The organism is Rhodococcus baikonurensis (assembly GCF_040489275.1).
GTDB classification, from domain to species: Bacteria; Actinomycetota; Actinomycetes; order Mycobacteriales; family Mycobacteriaceae; genus Rhodococcus_F; species Rhodococcus_F baikonurensis.
Genome location: NZ_JBEUOQ010000001.1, coordinates 360,403 through 374,213 on the forward strand (window position 1 = coordinate 360,403; position 13,811 = coordinate 374,213).

The following is a 13,811-nucleotide window of genomic DNA, read 5'->3' on the forward strand; positions in this document are numbered from 1 at the left end:
GTGGCGACGGCAGGATCGACTGTGCTGAAGTGGCACTATGCAGAATTCTGTTCGACCGCTGTCCATCAACGACCTCGACCGTGCCGCCGAGGTTCTCGGCGAGGCGTTTGCCGACTACCCCTGGACGAACTGGTGCGTCGCCGAAGACTCCCACGTGGAACGCGTCGCGGCTCTGCAACGGATCTACCTCGAACACCTGGCACTACCGTTCGGGCGTTCCTACATCGACGATTCCGGCAACGGCGTCATCGCAGTCCTGCCGCCCGACGCCCCGGAGCCAGATGAAGCGACCGTCGAGAAGATCGTCGAACTGCACGGAGATCGGTTCGAGCGCGTTCTTCAGGCTGACGAACAACTGTCTGCGCTTCCCGTCCCCGACAACGCATGGTCGTTGGCAACGATCGGTACGACGCTGCGCTCACGCGGAACCGGATTGGGTTCTGCGCTACTGAAACATGCTTTGGCGGAGCTGGATCGAACTGAACAGGATTGCTGGCTCGATACGTCAACCGAACGAAATCTACCGCTGTACCAACGGTTCGGTTTCACGATCGTCGGCCAGGCCGCGCTCCCCGACGGACCAGATGTCTGGCGGATGCATCGACTTCAGGGCTGATTGTTCGACTTCAGCACTCGCCGAATCATTTTCGACAAGGACGCGTATTGGGTGATCGTGTTGACTGCGATCCACCTCGACACCGGCCAGGTCCTGGTCCACGAGAAAACCCCGACCGACAGCAGTTGATCCTCGTCGAGAGTTTCCACGTATCGACGCAGCGCTGCGACAGCCGCGCGCAAACGATCCCGAAGCTCTCGAACCGAGGTACCTGCACTCGCCTCGACCACCGACTGATTCAGCGCGGGTGTTTGCGTCCACTTGTAACCCGCCGCCGGCGTCTGCGGGGTCTCGTCTCGCAGTCCGGCACCTATCCACTCTACGACGGCCTCTGCCCACCAGACACGCACAGCGAGTACGTCGTGCACCGTCCACGCATCGACGGCAACGACGTCGAAAACATCGGCCTCGGCGGCGCTCTCGAGTAACGCGTCGAGTTTCGAATACGCCGTGTCCAGCTCACTCGCCAGTTCCTCGCGTGACAAGGTCTGCGCCACAATGCCTCCGAACTTTCGTCAAAAATGGAAGAAGCGGAGCCATCGAATCCGATGACCCCGCGTTCAACCTAACGTCTACCGAAGCTAGTTCAGTTCTCCCATGAACCTGTTGACGTTCTCGGCGATCTCCTTCGACTTGGTGTGGTGCAGGTAGTGATCTCCGTCCAGCAAGACCAATTCACCATGATCGACCGATGCTGCCTGTCCTTCGTGCAGCGCAGTCCAGCCCTCGACTTCTGAGTTCTGCACGGCGAACAACAGAATCGGAAGATCAGCCGGGAATGTCCTGCCGATTGCTTCTGCGAAGTTGCTGGAAAGATGATCCATCTCGTTGAGATAGGTGTCGCTGAAGTTGTTCTTCGCAGTCAACTGTCGCATCTCGTCCTTTGCTGCGGCGTCGAGGTACTCGTCCGAGGTTTCACCGCCGACGAACTTGGAGAGCAATTCCGCCAAGCCCAATTGCCTTCCAACTCGGAGTGCTTCGATCGGGAATTTGGTATCCATATTCGGCTGACCCGGAACACTACTGTCGATTCCCACGAAAGCGGTGACCTCGTCGCGGTACTTCGCCGTGTAGTCCAGTGCATAGACACCGGTGATCGAGTGACCCATGAGGATGTATTGGTCGATCCCCAGAGACTGCACAGCCTCGTGTACCTCCTCGACGATGTTCGCCGTCGTGCGATCCTTGTCCGTTCCGTCGCTGTGCCCGTATCCGAAGGGCTCGATCGTGACTACGCGGTAGTCAGGTGCCAGCTCGTTGACGAGCGGCGTGAAGTCGAGAATCGGTGCAGACGTTCCGAATCCGGGCAGCAGAACGATGGTCTGATCGCCGTTGCCGCGGATCGAGTAGCTCATGTTCTTTCCGTCTACGGACACGAACTGGTTGCCGGTTTCCCCGGTCGGAACGCTCGCCTTGGCGGAGCCGACATCGAATACGAGCGCTATCGATACCAGCACAACCAGAACTACGGACACCGACGCAAGAACCTTCAGTGCAACGGTACGAATCTTCTTCATTCTCATCCTCATCTTTTCGGGCGTCGATACGGCTAGGAAAGGCTCGACATCGAGGCCACACTGGTCTCGTCGAGCACACGCAACACGTTGTTGCCCATCAGCTTTGCCAAGTCCTCCGCAGGCCAACCGCGTTCCGCCAGACGGTCTATCAACACCGCGAAACCGGATACGTCCTGCATACCGTCCGGAAAGTCGTCGAATCCATCGTAGTCACTACCCAAACCGATGTGGTCGATGCCCGCGACGTCTCGGGCATGCTCGACATGATCGGCCAGATGGTCCACCGTCATCGCCGGCCGTGGGCCGACCCGCCCGCCTTTGAACCACTCGTTGTACTCGGCAGAAAGGAACATAGGCACAAAGGCGATCATGATGACCCCGCCGTTTGCCGCGAGCAGCCGCATGACGTCGTCGGGAACGTTGCGGGGGTGACCGCACAGCTGAGAGCAGGACGAATGGCTGAAGATCACCGGTGCCGACGACGTCTCGACGGCATCTCTCATCGTTTCCACCGAGACGTGCGACAGGTCGACGAGCACGCCGAGCCGGTTCATTTCGCGCACGATCTCGCGACCGAAGTCGGTCAGCCCGCCGTGCACTCGGGTGTCCGTCGCGGAGTCCGCCCACCCGGTGTTGTCGTTGTGCGTCAGCGTCATGTACCGAAGACCAAGGCGCGCCATCATTCTCAGGACGCCGAGCGAACTGCCGATGCTGTGACCGCCCTCTGCGCCTAACAATGACGCAACCTTGCCCTCGCTCCAGATGCGACGCACGTCGTCACCTGTACGCGCGAATTCGAAAGTATCCGGGTACCGCTCGATCAACCGGTACACGAAGTCGATCTGTTCGAGTGTGTACTGAACAGCCTCGGCCTCCGTCCGGTCACACGGGGTGTAAACCGACCAGAACTGCGCACCGACGCCACCGCGACCGAGTTTGTCGATGTCGGTTTGGAAGATGGAATCCTTCTCGAGATTCTCCACCGAGTAGTCGGCAGTCTCGCGAGCTGTCCATGCGAGATCGTTGTGGCCGTCGATGACCGGTGCAAGGCCGTAAGCATCCAGTGCCGCTGGGTGATTCACGTCCGGGAAAGGAGCGAGAGGTTTCAACATGAGTTTTCCTCGGGAAAGTAGTGCGGGCAGGTCGAGGGCCCTCATCGCCCTCGACCTGCCCGAGATTTCATTCAGCGGAGAGAATCATCTCGCCGCGACTAGTCGGAAATCTTCTTGAAAAGCCTTGTCATGTACAGATATTCCTCGCCATCGATCGTGAGATGAGCCATCTCACCCGAAGCGCTCTCGTTACTGATCGAGAACCGGGAAGCGGACAGAGGCACGACCTTGGTGGGCGGGGCGGGCGGCTCGCCGTCGATCTCGATCTTGGCGAAGTTCTGCACCTGGAATCCGCCGTCGTCGCCACGCGTGAGTTCGATGCGAACGGTTGTCGATTCATAGGTTCCGAGAATGTGCGACAGGTCGATGTCTTCTGCATTCGGCTCGGACTTCGGCTCCGGCAGAACGAGATCGAGCTCCTGCGCGATCTCCTTCTCGATGTCGTGGGCCAGGGCACCGCCGCCACGCGAGTTGGTGACTACGGCCATGGCGAGACCGAGCTCGGGGAAGGTGTGAAAACGAGTGATCTGACCGATCGTCGCACCGCCATGCTGCGCGGACGTCACACCGCCCCAGTCGGACAGGATCCAGCCGAGACCCCAGGCCTGATCGACGCTCGAGACCGCGGTCAGGTCGAATTGCGGAGTGCGCATCAGGCGCGCGGACTCTTCGGACAGAATGCGCTCACCCGTCAGAGCCAGGCCGTCTCGCATGTGTGCAGCACCGAATGTCAGCAGAGAGCTGACGGATCCGGTGATGATGCCGGCCGGACCGATACCGCGCGGAAGCAGCCACTGCTTGGTCGGAACCACCTTGTCCGGCGACGTCCGATCCGGGTTGGCCACATGGCCGACGGCGGTGCGGTACAGAGGGGCGTCCTTGGCCTTGGTGATGATGTGCGTCAATCCGAGTGGCTTCCAGAGGTATTCGACCAACGCCTCGTCCCACGTCATCTCACGAAGAACCTCGACGATACGGCCGGCCACGGCGAAACCCGCGTTGCTGTAACTCAGATGTCCGCCGGGCTCGGTGACGCTGATCGCGGTCGCGAGTTCGTCGACGTACTTCTCGACGCAGTCGTCGCCGTCACCAGTGTCGTTGAACAGGTCTCCGTCGATACCGCTTGTGTGCGTGAGCAACTGGCGAATCGTGATTTCCTTCGTGTTGGAAGGATCCGCGATCGTGAACTCCGGAAGCACCTCCACCACCAAGGTGTCCAGCGTCAGCTTGCCCTCGTCGACGAGCTGCATGATCAGCGTCGTCGTCCAGATCTTGCTCGCGGATCCGAACTGGAACAGGGTGTCGGCATCGACGTCGACTCGTGTGTTCAGGCTCGTCACTCCGGTGGTGATGACACGGATATCCGCTGCGCCGTCTTCGCCCAGCGCGATCACACCGACCTGCGCGCCCGGTACCGAATGCTTGGCTGCCAGTTCGTCGAGGCGTTCCTGCCACTTCGGGGCGACAAGTAGGTCCTTGGGCAAGTCGGTCACAGGTCGAACTCCTTCGATCATGGAAGCCAGTGGCGTAGATGGCGTTACTGCGATCCGCTCAGGTCTCACTCGTCGGGAGGTGAGGTTGCGGAAGCAATAGCCGTCCACCCATGATCTCAGTGTGCTCGCAGTCACGTCCTGGTCGATTGCACCGAAGTTGCACCCGAAAATGGTGCGATCGGACGAGCCTGTGTTCAGGATTCGCCATTCGAAACGATCAGCGCTCGAAGGTTCCTTCCAAGCGATTGCGTGAACCCGGATGGATCAAGCGCGCCGCACTGACCAACCCGTTGGCCGACCAGGTGCGGCGGCGAATCAGTAGGCACGGTTCCCCTCGATCGATGCGGAGCAGCTCGCATTCGTCCGGGCTCCCCAACACCGCTTCCACGACATGCTCGCCGCGAACCAGAGGCGCAACGTCACTCAAGTAGTTGTTGGGGGTGATCGCGGTGAAGTCCTGGCGCAGATAGTCGGGCGCCTCGTTCGGATTCACGAATCGGTCTTCCACCTGAATCGGAGTTTCGTCCTCGAAGTGCACCATCAGCGAATGGAACACCCGTTTGCCCACCGATTCACGAAGAAACGTCTGCCCGTGGTCGGTTTCTTCCTCACGAACGAAGACGACCTCGGTTCGATGACGGTGGCCGCGGCGCTGAATCTCGTCGGCGATGTTCTTGACTTCGAACAGCGGGGACGCGGTCTTGGTGGCGGCGACAAAAGTACCGACCCCCATCATCCGCACGATCAGACCGTCGCTGGTGAGTTCACGAAGCGCTCGATTGATGGTCATACGTGACAATCCCAGCGCACTCACCAGTTGGTTTTCCGAAGGCAGCTGATCGCCTTCGGTCCACCGACCCGAGTTGATCTGCGAGACCACGAGGTTCTTGACCCGTTCGTAGGCAGGGGCGGACTCGCCGCCTGCCTCGTTGAACAGCACGGCGAGTTCTGCGTCCACTTCGGCAATCGCCATCGCCACCACCCGTTCCTCGAAAACCACCGAGTCGGTTCTCCCGTTCGGCCTCCGAAGTCTATCCGCCTCGTGCACCTTTCCGATCCATCCGCGAGCGTCCGCGCCGGACCTAACCCACCATGCGCCGCAATTGGCTCGTCGCAACCGAAAGCGCAGCAAGATCGTGCTGCCCGGATGCCTCGATCTCGGCGAGAGCGAGAGTGGACCTCTCGATTCTCGACGCATTCCTCTCTTCCCACCGGGAGAGTTTTTCCGCTGTCGAGTCACCTGCTTGCGCGTCGGCCAAGACGTCGAGGGTCAATGCCCGCACCGTCGAGTACAACTCGTCACGCAACGACAACCTGGCCAGCGCGTTCCATTTTCCGTCCTTGCTCAATGCCGACACTCGATTGAGCATCGGGACGAGCCCAACGTGTTCACCCAGCCGGAAGTAAAGTTCGCCGGTCTCCGCGATTGTGCGATCGGCGAGGTCCGCGATCTCCACCACGTCCAGCAGCCCGAACTGGTCGAGCAGGATCTCCACTCGCCTGACCAGGTTCTCCGGCGCGCCCTTGTCCGTGATGAGGACAGTTCGCGCAGCCAGGTTCCGCTGATCTGCACCTACCAGCCAGCCATCGAGTTCGGCCGATGCCTCGGCGATGCGATCACCGAACCGGCTGATCTCGGCCCCGACCGCCAGCGGTTGAGGCCGACGCGTCAGCATCCACCGTGACGCGCGGTCGAGCAGTCGTCTGGTGAGCAGGATCAACTCGTCGGATACGGCTGTCGAGATCGAGGCTTCGCTGATGTCGCGCCACAACTCCCACAGACCGAACACTTCGGACACCACGGTGAAGGCGCGTACTGCGTCCTCCGGATCAGCGCCGACCTCTTCACCGAGGCGATACACATAGGTGATGCCTCCCCGATCGATGACGTTGTTCGTCAGCACCGTCGCGACGATCTCGCGTCGCAGGGGGTGCCGGTCGAGGGCATCGCCCCCTGCATCTCGAACGCCCTCCGGAAAGTAGTTCAGCAGCGCCTTGCGGTAGATCTGGTTGTCGATCGAGCTTCCCGCCAACAGAGTGGATTTCAGATCGAGTTTGACGTGGGCCATCAATGTGGCGAGTTCCGGCGACGTCAGTCCCGTTCCCGTCTTCTCGGCCGCAGCGAACTGTTTCTTGGTCGGAAACCCTTCGATGACGCGGTCGACGATTCCGCGAACCTCGAGGCTCGAAATCACTCTGCCGTGCACACCGATCATCGCCCCCGCATCCGCGCGCGTGGTGCCCATCAGCTCGTTCTGTGAACGGTTGTCTGCAAGAACGAGTTCTGCGACCTGATCGGTCAGCGATTCGAGTAGCGCAACGCGATGTGAGTCCGCGACGACGCCTGAACTGATCAGGGAGTCGAGAAGGATCTTGATGTTCACCTCGTGATCTGAGCAATCGACTCCGGCCGAATTGTCGAGGGCGTCGGTGTTGATCCGCCCGCCGCCGCGTGCGTACTCGATCCGTCCGGCCTGGGTGAGGCCGAGGTTGCCTCCTTCGCCGATCACTCGCGCACGCACTTCGTTGCCGTTCACCCGAACGGCATCGTTGCTCTTGTCGCCGACTTCGAGATCGGACTCGGCGGAGGCCTTGACGTACGTTCCGATGCCGCCGTTCCACAACAGATCTGCCGGGGACCGCAGAATCGCCCGAACCAGTTGCGGTGGAGTCAGTTCGGTGACGTCGTCCTCGAGGCCCAGTGCCTGTCGCATCTCGTCACTGATCGGAACGCGCTTCGCCGAGCGCTCCCACACTCCGCCGCCGGCACTGATCAAGGTCGGGTCGTAGTCGGCCCACGACGATCGTGGGAGCGTGAAGAGACGTGATCGCTCGTCGTACGAGCTCTGCGCTGCCGGGTTCGGGTCGACGAACACATGCCGATGATCGAACGCCGCGATCAGGCGAATGTGATTGCTGCACAACATTCCGTTACCGAAGACGTCACCGCTCATGTCTCCGATCCCCACCGCGGTGAAGTCGTCGTGCTGGGTATCGACGCCGAGCTCCCGGAAGTGCCGCTTGACACTTTCCCAGGCGCCCTTCGCCGTGATACCCATGGCTTTGTGGTCGTAGCCGACCGATCCGCCGGAGGCGAAGGCGTCGCCGAGCCAGAATCCGTACTCCGCAGCAACTTCGTTCGCGATGTCGGAGAACTTTGCAGTGCCCTTGTCCGCGGCGACAACAAGATATGTGTCGTCTCCGTCGTGGCGAACGACCCGTCGCGCTGCGACAACGGCGCCGCTCTGCTTGTCGACGTTGTCGGTCAGGTCAAGTAGCCCGCGAATGAAGGATCGGTAGCAATCGATTCCGGCCGCCAATGCAGCTTCCCGGTCTGCGTCTGCACCCAGACCCGGAACCGGCGGACGTTTGACGACAAATCCGCCCTTCGCGCCGACAGGCACGATGACCGCGTTCTTGACTGCCTGCGCCTTCACCAGTCCCAGTACCTCGGTGCGGAAGTCCTCTTTCCGATCCGACCAGCGCAGGCCGCCGCGAGCGACCGTACCGAAGCGAAGGTGCACACCTGCGACATCTGGTGAGTACACGAATATCTCGAACTTCGGACGAGGGAAAGGCAATACGGACAGCTGCTCCGAATCGAACTTCAGCGAGAGTGCGCCGAGCGATGCGGTGCCGTACACGAAGTAGTTGGTACGCAACGTGTTACAGACCAGTTCCGACATCGCGCGCAAGATCCGATCAGCGTCCAGTCCTTGCACTTGTGCCACAGCCGTATCCACCGCCGCTGCTGCGCGTGCGCCCCGATCACCGTCGACGGCGTCAGGATCGAAACGACTCTCGAACAATTCACACAGACCGCCGGCGATCTCGGGATGATCGGCAAGTACCTCGGCGACACGACTGTTGCTGTACGGAAATCCTGCTTGCTGCAAGAACTCCGCGTATGCCCGCAGCACCACAACCTGTTTCCAACCGAGTCCCGCGATCGCGACCAATTCGTTGAACGAGTCCGGCTCGGCGTCGCCGCGTCGAACCGCGGCAAATGTCGCAGCGAAGCGCGCGGCAAAGTCGTCGAAGCCGTCGACAGGAGCATTCGGATAGTCGAGCGTGAACTCGTAGATCCAGGCCTGTTCCGACCCCACCGGGACGAGCTCGTACGGACGCTCGTCGACCACGTCGACACCCAGGCTCTGCAATACCGGCAGCACCTCGCCCAGCGAGAGCGGGTCACCCGATACGTACAGCCCGAGTCTGTGAGTACCGGGTCCGTCGACAGATCGGGCCAACCGTGGGCTCACCTCTCCGAGTTCGAGGCCATCGAATACCGCCATGTCCTCGGCAGCGCGGACGGCATCGAAATCCTGCTTGTATGCCACCGGAACTCGCTCGGCGAACCGAGCACGCCTGCGCCGCTCGTCGTAGTGCGAAGCATCCAGAACGAATCGCTCGTCCCACGTCAAGCACGCGTCGACGACGAGGTCCCGAATCTCCCGCGCTTGTCGCGCCGATGCGAAATTCGCGCCGCTGCCGACTGTGGCCGTGAAATGCACGACGGCCAGGGCAGATTCCGAGACTCGACTGGAGAATTCGATATTGCGGGCACCGAGCGCGTCGGCGAGTACCGACTCGGCCGTTGTTCTGATCGTCGTACTGAACTTCTCGCGCGGAACGAAGAGCAACGCCGACAACTCTTGATCCCGCCCAGCCGCAGGAGAACATCCCACCGGTTGCAAGAACAGATGGATCGACGTGCGGCCGTCCACGGAAGTGAGTTCGTCCAGCGCGTCCGCGATTCGGGCCGGCTCGGCTGCGAACAGCACTGTGATCGGGATCGACTGGATTACTGCCAGCATCGATTGTCCGACAAACGAATCGACGGTGGATCCGGAGGCATCGAAGATGTCTGCGACACGTCCGCGCACGAGCGGGGTTCGCCGAACATCCGCGACAAGGCCGGTCGCGGTCAAGGACCCGATGAACCGGTACGCACGGTCACCGACGGACACATCGATCTCGGTGGCGTAGGCGGAGCCACCGAACCCTCGCCCGAGAGTCATCACCCCGACCGAGAGGGGCGCCGCTTTCGAATCCGAGGAGCCGGTTGGATCGGGGAGCACGCCGAGAGTCTTCGTCTCCTCGCCGTCGATTGTCTTCGCACCGCCGACGACGCTGAAGTTTCCGGCGCTGCACCACCGGAGGAAGTCAGCCTCTTCTGCGTAGCCATCCGAGTCCAGTTGCTCGCACGCCTCGTCGACGAGATCCCGCAGGGATAAGGAATCGCGGAAGGCATGCGCGATTCGGTCGAGGATTCCGTCGACGTCCTCCGCGATCACCTGAGCCTGCTCGTCCGAACAATGTGCGGGTAGCCCGATGTGGATCCATGATTCGGTGCGCTCACCAAACCGGGCACCTTCGATGCTGTGCGCCGGTTGCACGACTGTGCCAAGCACAGGGTGCACCACGAATTCCGGTTCCATGCGAGCACGGGCGAGCGTCGCCAGGACCGCTTCGACGAGCTGCGGCATGTCGTCGCCGACGTATTGAATCGCCGGGCCATCACCCAACTCCCCGGCCGGCGCGAGTCGCGAGATCGACGAATTATGTCCTCGCCGACGCGAAAGGTCCATGTGCGCGGCGACGATCGCAAGCTTGCGGTCTTCGGCAAGCGCAGCGTATCGATCCGCAGACAAGCCCTCGAAATACGTACTGGACACCCTCCTCACATTCTCGGAGTCCGGTGTCGTGTCGACTGAAACGAGGCTCATGTCAGCACCTTCCGCCGAAAGCCACGCTGCTTCCGACTGGTAGAGGATTCGATCCGCGATCAACTTGTCTATACAGGCTTAGACAAGTTGATCATTGCAGAACGTGAGCCGCGACACAACAGCTACACCCCTGGACAAATTCGCCACCCTCGGCCATAGTCAGTTCATGCCGACTAGTGGCAATTAGATTCCATTAGATGAAATTTGTTGAACACCTCGCTTCGAAGGAGCCCCCGTGACCACCCAGACCGCGCCCGACATCGACAACGTTGATCTCGTAGAGTTCCGCAGCACCGTCCGAGCCTTCGCCAACGCCGAGATTCACCCCGGTGCGGCCGCACGCGACGAGTCCAAAGAGTTCCCGGCGCAGCTGGTCAAGCGCCTCGGACAGCAGGACCTCATGGGCATTTCCGTGCCGGAGGAATTCGGCGGACTGGGTCTGTCGACACGAACCCAACTGGTCGCCATCGAGGAGGTTGCACGCACCGACGCCGCTCTGGCGTCGATCTACACCGCGCACTACCTGGGCCTCGAGCCGATTCTCGTCGGCGGTTCCGAAGAGCAGAAGCATCGCTGGTTGCCCCAGTTGGCTTCAGGCGAACTGCTGGCAGGCTTCGCACTCACCGAACCCGACGCCGGATCAGACATCGCGTCGATGCGTACCGTCGCCCGACGCGAGGACGACGGCTGGCATCTCTCCGGGTCCAAGACGTACATCTCCAACGCGAAGGAAGCCGACCTGGTCGTACTCTTCGCCAAGACTGACCCGAGCGCAGGATTCCGCGGCATCACCGCCTTCGTCGTCCCCAAAGGCACACCGGGAATCAGCTATTCGGAACCGCAGGACAAGATGGGAATTCGCTCGGCTCCGACATACACCGTCTACCTCGACGACGTCGTCCTCCCGCTCGACTCGGTGATCGGCACCGAAGGCCGCGGCGGCAACATCGCCTTGACCGCACTGAACCGAGCGCGCATCGACGTCGCGGCAATGGCGAACGGCATCGCTTTGCGCGCTTGGGAACTGGGACGTGAGTACGCCACCGAGCGAAAGCAGTTCGGCACGCCTATCTTCGACTTCCAGGCAATTCAGCTCCTCCTCGGTGGCTGCGACGCGCAACTGGTCGCATCACGCGTCACCGCAGACTGGGCCGCCGACGTCAAGGACGCCGGCCAGGACATCCGCCGCGCCGCATCGATTTCGAAGTACGTCGCCACTGAAGCCTGCTTCTCGATCGTCGATCAAACCGTGCAGATCCACGGTGGCGCGGGATTCATGCGCGAATCGGAAATCGAACGCCTGTACCGGGATTGCCGCATTCTCCGCATCTTCGAGGGCACCTCGCAGATTCAATTGCTCACCATTGCCGGCAACGCTCCGTCGCCGCGTTCCACCGAGTTCTGAAAGGCGCGGACATGACTGCACTTCCCCCACTCGACGGCATCCGGGTCATCGACCTCTCGCGTGTCCTCGCCGGACCTTATTGCACCGCACTGCTTTCGGATGCCGGCGCGGACGTCGTCAAGATCGAATCCGAGCATGGTGAAGACTCTCGGCATCTCGGCCCGTTCCGCGACGGCGAGAGCATCTACTTCAACGTGCTCAATCGCGGAAAGCGTTCGGTGGCACTCAACCTCAAGAACGACGAGGACCGTGAGGCGCTGCTGACGCTCATCGAGACCGCCGACGTCGTCGTCGAAAACTTTCGCCCGGGCGTCACCAAGCGCCTGGGAATCGACTACGCGGCTGCGCGGGCTCGCAATCCGCGGATCGTGTACGCGTCGATCTCCGGTTTCGGCCAGGACGGACCCATGTCCGGAGCTGCAGCCTACGATCTTGTGGTCCAAGCCCTTTCGGGGATCATGAGCATCACCGGCTCGGAAGCATCCGGGCCGACCCGGTTGGGTGAGTCGTTCGGAGACCTGGTCGCCGGGCTGTTCGCCGCCTGGGGAATCAGTACTGCCCTGCTGAGTGCACGGGCGACCGGGCTCGGACAGCATCTGGACGTCGCGATGTTCGACAGCATGCTCGCCATGCTGCCGACAGCACACAGCCAACTGCAATCCACCGGGCTCACTCCCCCGCGCGTCGGTAACCGTCATCCGGTGTCCACACCTTTCGACACCTATCGGGCCGACGACGGACTCTTCGTCCTCGCAGTTGCGAGCCAATCCGGGTTCGAGAAATTGGCGCAGACGATGAATCGCGTCGACCTGATCGCAGATCCTCGATTTGCCGACGACACCGTTCGGACCGAGAACGAGCCGGCACTGCGTAAGGAGATCGAAAACTGGGCCGCCGGAAAGACCGTCGCCGACGTGGTCGACATTCTCGGCGCTGCAGGGCTCGCCGGCTCGGAGATCTGGGACGTCCAACAGGCACTCACCTCCGCACAGGCCGAGTACCGCGGAGTCGTCGAATCGTTCGTGCACCCGGTAGCAGGAAAGATCTCCTACGTACGACAACCCGTCGTCTTCGGTGAGAGCCGACGTCCAGGAGTTCGCCGCAGCCCCCTGCTGGACGAGCACCACGGCGAGGTGCTACCGGGCTCGCGATAGATTCAGCGCAGACATCCCTCGGCACTTGGAGTAGGACATGGCCCCCGGCGACGTGACCCGCAGCGCGAATCGCACGTTCGAACTTCTCGGTGCGATCGTCGAGCACGGCGGGTTGACGCTCGGCGACGCCGCCAAGGCAACCGATCTGGCAACCAGCACCGCGCTTCGCCTGATCAGAAGCCTCGAACAAACCGAGTTCGTCGTTCGCGGCGAGGACAACGTCTATCGCGTCGGCCCGCGGCTACTGCAGATCGGAGCTCGCGCTCTCGGCGACAATCAACTGTTGCCGAGAGCCCGGCCCGCGATGAAGGCCATCGCCGAAACCACGAGGGAGTCGACCTACCTGTCGACGATGGGACCGAAAGACACTGCGCTGTATCTCGATCAGATCGAGGGCACGCACGCGATCCGCCACATGGGGTGGGTGGGCCAGAGCGTTCCCCTGAACGGCACCGCCGTCGGCGCAGCGTTGAGCGGCAAGGTGGGTGAGAGCGGATACGCCATTGCGCACGACACCATCGAGGACCACTCGACCGGAGTTGCCGCGCCGATCTACAACGTAGTCGGTCAGATAGCCGGGGCGCTCAGCGTCGTCGGCCCGACATTCCGTCTGACGGACGAGGTCTGCGCCAGCCACGGTCGCGTCTTGGTGGAGCACTGCGCCCGGTTGTCCGCGGAACTCGGCAGCCAGACTCCCTGAGCCACCCCGAGCACTTGGCGATTCAGTCTCGTATCCGAGACAATGTGGGTCCCCCGCTACCTCCTCCGACCTACCTGTAAGGACA

At 61.7% G+C, this 13,811-nt stretch carries 10 protein-coding genes; 4 read left to right on the forward strand and 6 right to left on the reverse strand.

Annotated elements, in window-relative coordinates; genetic code table 11:
* Window positions 1–37 precede the first annotated feature (37 nt).
* Complete coding sequence (locus ABWI03_RS01805; RefSeq protein WP_298777147.1) at window positions 38–616, forward strand: GNAT family N-acetyltransferase; 579 nt, start codon at window positions 38–40, stop codon at window positions 614–616.
* On the opposite strand, the gene ABWI03_RS01810 is transcribed toward ABWI03_RS01805, so the two are convergent.
* From ABWI03_RS01810 to ABWI03_RS01835, 6 genes are all read right to left on the reverse strand, one after another.
* Complete coding sequence (locus tag ABWI03_RS01810; RefSeq protein WP_124569618.1) at window positions 607–1,113, reverse strand: ClbS/DfsB family four-helix bundle protein; 507 nt, start codon at window positions 1,111–1,113, stop codon at window positions 607–609. The two genes, ABWI03_RS01805 and ABWI03_RS01810, sit on opposite strands and share 10 nt — an antisense overlap.
* Window positions 1,114–1,197: 84 nt before the next feature.
* On the reverse strand, window positions 1,198–2,133 hold the full coding sequence (locus tag ABWI03_RS01815; protein ID WP_206028790.1) for an alpha/beta fold hydrolase: 936 nt from the start codon (window positions 2,131–2,133) through the stop codon (window positions 1,198–1,200).
* A 32-nt stretch (window positions 2,134–2,165) separates the two neighbouring features.
* Window positions 2,166–3,245, reverse strand: coding sequence for a dipeptidase (locus ABWI03_RS01820; RefSeq protein ID WP_124569616.1), 1,080 nt, complete (start codon window positions 3,243–3,245; stop codon window positions 2,166–2,168).
* Between the two features lie 98 nt (window positions 3,246–3,343).
* Complete coding sequence (locus ABWI03_RS01825; protein WP_298777146.1) at window positions 3,344–4,738, reverse strand: serine hydrolase domain-containing protein; 1,395 nt, start codon at window positions 4,736–4,738, stop codon at window positions 3,344–3,346.
* Window positions 4,739–4,955: 217 nt separating this feature from the next.
* A complete protein-coding gene (gene hutC / locus ABWI03_RS01830) occupies window positions 4,956–5,711 on the reverse strand; it encodes a histidine utilization transcriptional repressor HutC (RefSeq protein WP_024487384.1) in 756 nt (251 codons plus the stop codon).
* Window positions 5,712–5,820: 109 nt separating this feature from the next.
* The gene (locus ABWI03_RS01835; RefSeq protein ID WP_298777145.1) at window positions 5,821–10,467 is read right to left on the reverse strand and encodes an NAD-glutamate dehydrogenase; all 4,647 of its coding nucleotides are present in this window, start codon (window positions 10,465–10,467) and stop codon (window positions 5,821–5,823) included.
* A 235-nt stretch (window positions 10,468–10,702) separates the two neighbouring features.
* Here ABWI03_RS01835 and ABWI03_RS01840 point away from each other — a divergent pair, with 235 nt between their 5' ends.
* From ABWI03_RS01840 to ABWI03_RS01850, 3 genes are read left to right on the forward strand one after another with little or no spacing between them, the layout of a single operon-like run.
* Window positions 10,703–11,872: an acyl-CoA dehydrogenase family protein gene (locus tag ABWI03_RS01840; RefSeq protein ID WP_298777144.1), complete on the forward strand. Its 1,170-nt coding sequence runs from the start codon at window positions 10,703–10,705 to the stop codon at window positions 11,870–11,872.
* A gap of 11 nt (window positions 11,873–11,883) precedes the next feature.
* Entirely contained in the window at window positions 11,884–13,026 is a 1,143-nt protein-coding gene (locus tag ABWI03_RS01845) for a CaiB/BaiF CoA transferase family protein (RefSeq protein WP_298777143.1), read from the forward strand.
* Between the two features lie 37 nt (window positions 13,027–13,063).
* Entirely contained in the window at window positions 13,064–13,726 is a 663-nt protein-coding gene (locus ABWI03_RS01850; RefSeq protein WP_298777142.1) for an IclR family transcriptional regulator, read from the forward strand.
* The last annotated feature ends 85 nt before the right edge of the window (window positions 13,727–13,811 follow it).